This window comes from Priestia sp. P5_B4, assembly GCF_056400385.1.
In genome coordinates this window covers 1-3,644 of sequence record NZ_JBFULJ010000372.1, presented here as the reverse complement: position 1 = coordinate 3,644, position 3,644 = coordinate 1, and the positions used below count along the sequence as shown (strand labels likewise).

At 38.0% G+C, this 3,644-nt stretch carries 3 protein-coding genes; all 3 read left to right on the top strand.

Features of this window, described 5'->3' with window-relative positions; translation table 11 throughout:
* Positions 1-911: sensor histidine kinase (locus AC1DRF_RS19560; RefSeq protein ID WP_477741453.1), on the top strand; the 911-nt coding region annotated here is incomplete at its 5' end.
* 100 nt (positions 912-1,011) lie between these two features.
* Complete coding sequence (locus tag AC1DRF_RS19555; protein WP_477741452.1) at positions 1,012-1,773, top strand: ABC transporter ATP-binding protein; 762 nt, start codon at positions 1,012-1,014, stop codon at positions 1,771-1,773.
* Positions 1,763-3,644: FtsX-like permease family protein (locus AC1DRF_RS19550; RefSeq protein ID WP_477741451.1), on the top strand; the 1,882-nt coding region annotated here is incomplete at its 3' end. The genes AC1DRF_RS19555 and AC1DRF_RS19550, both read left to right, overlap by 11 nt.

The window sequence follows — 3,644 nt, the reverse complement described above, 5'->3', positions numbered from 1 at the left end:
CTATTCCTCTGTCTTCGATTCTCTATATCGTGTTTTTATCATCAATTATCTTTCTTATTTTCTGCGTCTTCCGCTATCAGAAAGAAACGAAATTTTATCAAAAACTAAAAGATGAAGAAGACTTCTTTGATTCTTCTACTCTTTCTCATCCACTGCGTCCGTTTGAAAAGATTGTTCAGCGAAACCTGATGCAACAATTAGAACAAGCGAAAAAAGATGGCGTGCAAACTCTGCTGCACGTGACGCAGGAAAAAGATGAACTGTTAGCTTGGATTCACGAAATTAAAACGCCGTTAACTGCGATGCATTTAATAATTGAACGCTTAGAAAATCGAGAAGTTAAAGCAAACTTGAAGTTCGAGTGGCTACGCATTCACTTTTTGCTTGATCAACAGCTGCATCAAAAGCGCATTTTCTTTATCGAAAATGATATGTATATTGAACATCTGAATTTAGAGTCTCTTATTTTCACTGAAATCAAAACGCTGCAAGCTTGGTGCATGCAAAAAAATATTGGGTTTGATGTCGACCTACAGGCAGAACGTGTACTGTGTGACGCAAAGTGGCTTTCGTTTATTATGAGACAGCTGTTAACAAACGCAGTCAAGTACAGTGAAGAATCTGATGTGATGATTAGAAGCTACGAGCACCGCGGTCAAGTATACATCGAGGTAAAAGATAACGGACGGGGCATTTCTCCTCAAGATATGCCGCGCATTTTTGAGAAAGGTTTCACCTCAACTACGCAGCATGAAGACAGCCGCGCTACAGGCATGGGCTTATATCTCGCTCAAAAAGCTGCGCACGCTCTTTCTATTCACATTGGCGTGCAGTCTGCTCTTAATGAAGGCACAACGTTTACACTTGCCTTTCCTAAATCAAATGATTTTGTGGATATGAAAAGCATGTGACAAAAATGTCACATGCTTTCGTTATTTGTTCGGTGAATCAAAGGAAAAGCTGAAGCCCTTTTTCTATAATAAACGTATCAGACCAAAGGAGTGAATACATATGAACATATTAGAAGCAACTAATATTCATAAAAGCTACGGAAATAAATTTAATAGACAAGAAGTGTTAAAAGGCGTAGATATTACGATTATGAAAGGAGAATTTGTAGGAATTATGGGCGCTTCAGGCTCAGGCAAGACGACTCTTCTGAACGTGCTTTCCTCCATTGATAAAATCAACGGAGGAACCATCAAAATCGAAGGAAATGAAATTAGCAGAATGAAAGAAAAGCAGTTAGCAAACTTCCGAAAAACGCATTTAGGCTTTATTTTTCAAGACTATAACTTGCTTGATACGCTGACAGTGAAAGAAAATATCCTCTTGCCTCTTTCCRTTGCGAAAACTCCTTCAGCAGTAGCTCACAAAAAATTTGACGCGCTTGCTAAACAGCTCGGCATCTATGAGCTGAAAGATAAATATCCAAGTGAAATTTCCGGAGGACAAAAACAGCGTACTTCCGCTGCAAGAGCCTTTATTCATGAGCCAAGCATGATTTTTGCTGATGAACCCACAGGTGCTCTTGATTCAAAAGCGGCCAGCGATTTGCTAAACAAACTGACCGAGCTTAATGACAAAAGAAGCGCAAGTATTGTGATGGTAACGCATGACCCAGTGGCAGCCAGCTATTGCAGCAAAGTCATTTTTATAAAAGACGGACAAATTTATACGCAGCTGTACAAAGGCGATCAAACGCAAAAAGCCTTTTTTGACGATGTTATGAAAACGCAAGGCGTGCTAGGCGGAGTTCAACATGAACATTAAGCAGCTGATTTTCCGCAACTTCAAAAAGAATGTAAAAAATTATTATTTATACGTTTTTGCACTAATTTTCAGCGCGGCTTTATATTTTGCTTTTGTAACGCTGCAGTATGACCCCGCTCTTGATGCAACCAAAGGTTCGATTAAAGGAGGCGCAGCGGTTCGGGCCGCTTCTGTTTTACTTGTAGCCATTGTTTCTATCTTTCTATTATATGCAAATACGATTTTTATTAAGCGGCGCAGTAAAGAAATTGGCTTATTTCAGCTAATTGGCATGACCAAAACAAAAATTTTCCGTATTTTGACGGCTGAAAATTTTATGTTGTATTTTGCCTCACTGATTATCGGCATTTTAATCGGGTTTTCGTTTTCAAAAGCGGTCATTATGATTTTGTTTAAAATCACGGATACAAAAGGCATTGCCAAGCTTCATTTTTCCGAAGAAGCCTTGATTCAAACGCTGATTGTGTTCGGCGCTATCTATTTGCTGATTATGACGATGAATTATCTTTTTATTAAAAGACAGACCATTTTGGCTTTATTCCGAGTTACTTCATCGACAGAAGGCAAAACAAAAAAAATCAGTATACTTGAAATTATTATTGGAATTCTTGGCATTATTTTTATCGCTTCAGGCTACTATATTTCTGCTAAATTGTTTGACGGATCTTTTACAAGCATGAATGCTTTGTCTATCGCAATGGTATCCATTTTAGCTTCGGTTATCATCGGAACCTATTTGTTTTATAAAGGCTCAGTTCGCTTTTTATTAAATCTCATGCGAAAAAGCAAAAATGGCTACTTGACGATTAACGACGTATTATCTCTTTCTTCCATTATGTTTCGGATGAAATCAAACGCGTTATTACTAACGGTTATTACAACCGTATCCGCTCTTGCTATCGGTTTTTTATGCTTGAGCTACATTTCCTATTACTCTGCTGAAAAGTCGGCTGGAGACTATGTACCTAACGATTTTGCTATCAATAATTCAAAAGACGCTGCTTCGTTTAAAGCCGCGCTGGATCGAAAGAAAATAGCATATACGGAAAAAAAGATCGACGTCATCCAAGTAAAAGCAAACGTAAAAAACATCTTAGAAAATGAACTAAAAAGTCCAATGGTGGACTCGTCCGCTATGATTTTTCCGATGGTTAGTGAAACATCCGTTAGTGGTGTAACCATAGCTCAAAATGAAACTTTATTTACCGGCTCTAATGATATGCTTCAACAAGCAATGGCATTTAAAGACTCCGGACAAATTGAGCTAAAAGGAAAGAAAAAAGTCGTCCCGCAAAAGTTTATAGGTTTAAACAGAAAATTTATCTTATCTACCTATTTTACAAGCGGTATGCCGGCTGCCATTGTAGATGATGCTGTATTTAATGAGCTAAAAAAGGATGCGGATCCTTCTATTCAAAAAGAATCTTCTGTCTACACTGGGATAGACATATTAAATGAAGATAACTTACCAAAAGCAAATGAGCTTTTCGGAGAGATAAAATTTAGCGATAATAGCTTAAATAACTCGCGTATAGAAATGGCAACGAGTCAAAAACAAAATATGGGTCTAATCATGTTCATTGTCGCTTTCCTTGGACTAGCCTTTTTAATCACATCAGGGTGCATTCTTTACTTCAAACAAATGGATGAAAGTGAAGATGAAAAGCCAAACTATACGATTCTTAGAAAATTAGGCTTTACCGAAAAAGACTTACTAACTGGCATAATGATTAAGCAGCTTTTTAACTTCGGCATCCCGTTAACCCTAGGCTTGCTTCACAGCTATTTTGCCGTACAGTCCGGCTGGTTCTTGTTTGGAACAGAGCTTTGGACACCAATGATTATCGTCATGATTATCTATACGGTCCTCT